The organism is Lentisphaerota bacterium (assembly GCA_016873675.1).
Classification (GTDB): domain Bacteria; phylum Verrucomicrobiota; class Kiritimatiellia; order RFP12; family JAAYNR01; genus VGWG01.
Window position 1 is genome coordinate 1 of record VGWG01000176.1, and the last position, 3,477, is coordinate 3,477.

The window sequence follows — 3,477 nt, forward strand, 5'->3', positions numbered from 1 at the left end:
CGTGTAGGTGATGGCGACATCCTCATGCGGACGGAGACCCGAGAGCCGGATCATCATCTCGGCCAGATCGAGGATCTTGATGGGCCGTCCCATGTCGAGCACAAAGATTTCGCCCCCTGCCGCACAGGCCGTCGCGTGGAGAACCAGACGCACGGCCTCGCGCGTGGTCATGAAATAACGCGCCATGTCGGGATGCGTGACCGTGACCGGGCCTCCAGACTTAATCTGCTCGCGGAACAGCGGCACCACCGACCCCGACGAACCCAGGACGTTGCCAAAACGGACCGCGCAAAAGCGGGTGGATCCGGCACCGTTCAACCCCTGAATGACGTGTTCAGCCAGCCGTTTGCTTCCGCCCATGACCGACGATGGACGCACCGCCTTGTCGGTCGAAATCAGGAGAAAACGCTGGACCTGATGGTGAATCGCCAGAAGCCCGAGCCTCCGAGTGGCCAGCACGTTGTTCCGCACCGCCTCGCCCGGGTTGGCCTCCATCATCGGCACGTGCTTGTGCGCGGCGGCGTGCAGAATAATGTGCGGCTTGTGGGCTGCAAGGACGGCCTCCATGCGCATCGCGTCCCCGATGTCGGCCAGAATCGGCACAATCGGCACACCGCGAATGCCGGCTTGCAAGTCCCGTTCTATTTCATAAAGGGCGTTTTCCGCGCGCTCGATCAGCACGACCTGTGCGGGGCCCATGCGGGCGACCTGTCGGGTCAGTTCGGAGCCGATGGTGCCGCCCGCGCCGGTGACGAGCACCCGCTTGCCGCTGAATAACGCCAGGGCGGATGGATCGTCCAGCACGCCCTCCTCGCGGCCGAGAAGATCGGTGATGTCGATCTCGCGAAGCCGGTTGACGGTGACGCTGCCCGTGATGACCTCATAGTAGTCGGGGACGATGCGGACGGGGACGCCGCATCGTTCGCAGCAGGCCGTCACCCGCTCGATCAGCTCGCGTGGTGCGCGCACCATGGTGACGATGACTTCATCAATCGCGTGCCGGACCACTAAGTCGTCGAGCCGGTCAACCGTGCCGAGCACGCGGACGCCCTGCAGCAGGACCCGACGCTTGGCTGGCGCGTCGTCAACAAAGCCGATGACGCGGATCCGCTGGCGCTGCTGCATCTCGCGCAGGACCTGGTTGCCCGTAACGCCCGCGCCGACCAGCAGCACCCGCCGCAGCGGTCCGCGTCCTCCGCGCCCCGCTCCGGATACAGACGCGATCCGCCAGAATGACCGGGTGAGCAGCAGGCCGCCCACGACAAAAACGCCATTGAGGATCACCACGCCCACAGGCACCCGGATGGGGACTCCGGGTGGCAGCGGGGCCATCATAAAAACGAGAACGAGTGTGGTCAACCCGACGGCATAGACAAATCGCGGCACGTCGTCCACCCCGATGAACCGCCAGATGAGCCGGTAACAGCCAAAGGCGGCAAGCGCCAGGACTTGGATGGCAGCCAGCAGAATCAGGTGCAGCAGGATGCGGGAGGCCTCGACGTGGATGCGCGTCCAATCGAAGTTGTAGCGCAGCGTGTAGGCCGCAAAGAGCGCGGCGGCCATGATGGTCAGGTCAGCGGCAAACGGGGCAAGCGCGCTCAGCCGGTCGGCCGCATGCCTCGATGGCGTGTTGTGAACCGTTGGGGGAGCCATGGACGTGCCTCCAGTTAAACGCGATTGCGATGGGTGCTTCACGCATTCCGCAGCATGGCGAAGGCGTGGGAGAGGGAGCGGGTAATGTCAAGCGCGGTCAGCGCCTCCTGACTTTCGCGCCACATGGCGAAATCACCCGCGGTGCCGTGCAGCCAGACGCCCAGACGGGCGGCGTCGAATGCGGCCATCGGGCGCGCGGCCATGGCGGCAATGATGCCGGTCAGAACATCGCCGCTGCCGCCTGTCGCCATGCCGGGGTTGCCGGTGAAGGTGATCCACGGATCGCCAGCGGCTTCACAGACCAGCGTTCCAGCCCCTTTGAGGACGACGGTGCCGCCAAACCGCGCGGCCAGCGCGCGCACCGCGCCCAGGCGGTCGGCTTGGACAGTGGCGGGTGTCAGCCCCAGCAACCGCGCCGCCTCGCCGGGATGGGGCGTGAGGATCAACCGCTCGGGTTTGCGCAGGGTGACACGGGGAAGGACGTTCAGGGCGTCGGCATCGAGCACCACGCGGCCGTCATAATGATCGAGCACCCATTGCACCACATCACGGGTGGTGTCGGCGGCGGTCAAGCCAGGCCCCAGGGCGAGGCAATCGAGCTCATCCAGCGACCGGCCCCACCGTTCGAGGGCGCCTACCGTGATGACGCCGTCGGGGGCGTCGAGCGGATAGGCCATCGCTTCGGGGGCGTGCGCGGCCAGCCCCGGGATCGCTTCGGGGGGGACGGCGGCGGTGATCAGTCCGGCGCCGGCGCGCAGCGCGCCGGCCACCGTCAGCGCAGGCGCGCCGGAGAAGCCGCGGGCGCCGGCAATGACGCCGACATGGCCAAACAGGCGCTTATGCGCGAATTCCTCACGGATCGGCAGGAGGCGGTTCAGCTCGGGCGCGGCAATCAATTGAATCCGCTCTTCCGCTTCGCGTTCCGCTTCGAAGCCAAAATTTTCATGGATGCCGATATCGGCAACCACGACATGTCCAAGGCAGCTTTGAGCGACCGGATTGAGAAACCCGGCCTTAGGATAGGCGAAGGTGACGGTAATGTCGGCGGTCACGGCATCTCCGGCGACCGCGCCGGTGTCGGCATCCACCCCGCTCGGGATGTCGATCGAGACGACAACCGCCCGTTTGTGCGCCGAGCGGATCCAGCGGATTGCGGCCGCGACAACGCCATGCGGGGCGCCCGCCGCGCCGGTGCCGAGCAGGCCATCCACGATGATGCCGGTGATCGGCAGACGGGCGGAGCCTTTGCCTTCCCCCATCGTGTCCTCCCAGTCACGCGCATCGGCGAAAACCTGGTGGACGATACCGGCGGCATGGAGATCATTCCAGGCCTCGTAGGCATCGCCCTCCAGTGTGGTGGGCAGGCAGGTCAAGAGCACGCCGACATGCCAACCGCTCTCATACAGGTGGCGGGCGGCCACCAGAGCGTCACCGCCGTTGTTTCCCTTGCCGACCACAAACGTCACACGGCGATGCTCGTTGCGCACGGTTGCAAGCTGTGCGATCACCTGCGCCACGGCCAGGCCGGCACGGTGCATCAACATCATGCCCGCGCATTTTCGCTCCTGGATCATTCGCTTGTCCAGGTTTCGGATGTGTTCGGCTTTCAGAAATTTCATCTTCGATCCTCCCGGTTCACGCTATCGGTAACGCCGCTCGACCCGAGAACCCAGCGAGCAGATAATCTCATAGGGGTTGGTGTTCTTCAAGTGCGCCCAGTCCTCGACGCTGACCGCCAGCGGTCCTTTGCCCCCCAGACAGACCACCTCGTCGCCAACGGTTGCACCGGGAACCTGCTCCAGCGAAACGGTGGTGTAGTCCATC

The 3,477-nt window shown here is 65.5% G+C and carries 3 protein-coding genes; all 3 read right to left on the bottom strand.

Features of this window, described 5'->3' with window-relative positions; all coding sequences use genetic code 11:
• Positions 1 to 1,653: polysaccharide biosynthesis protein (locus tag FJ222_12335; GenBank protein MBM4165210.1), on the bottom strand; the 1,653-nt coding region annotated here is incomplete at its 3' end.
• Between the two features lie 38 nt (positions 1,654 to 1,691).
• Entirely contained in the window at positions 1,692 to 3,272 is a 1,581-nt protein-coding gene (locus tag FJ222_12340) for an NAD(P)H-hydrate dehydratase (GenBank protein MBM4165211.1), read from the bottom strand.
• A gap of 21 nt (positions 3,273 to 3,293) precedes the next feature.
• Positions 3,294 to 3,477 (bottom strand): alanine racemase (locus tag FJ222_12345; protein ID MBM4165212.1); only part of this gene is annotated, 184 nt, incomplete at its 5' end.

Coding starts and splice junctions, on each gene's coding strand:
- FJ222_12340 (MBM4165211.1), bottom strand. CDS start 3,272: ATGAAATTTCTGAAAGCCGAACACATCCGAAACCTGGACAAGCGAATG.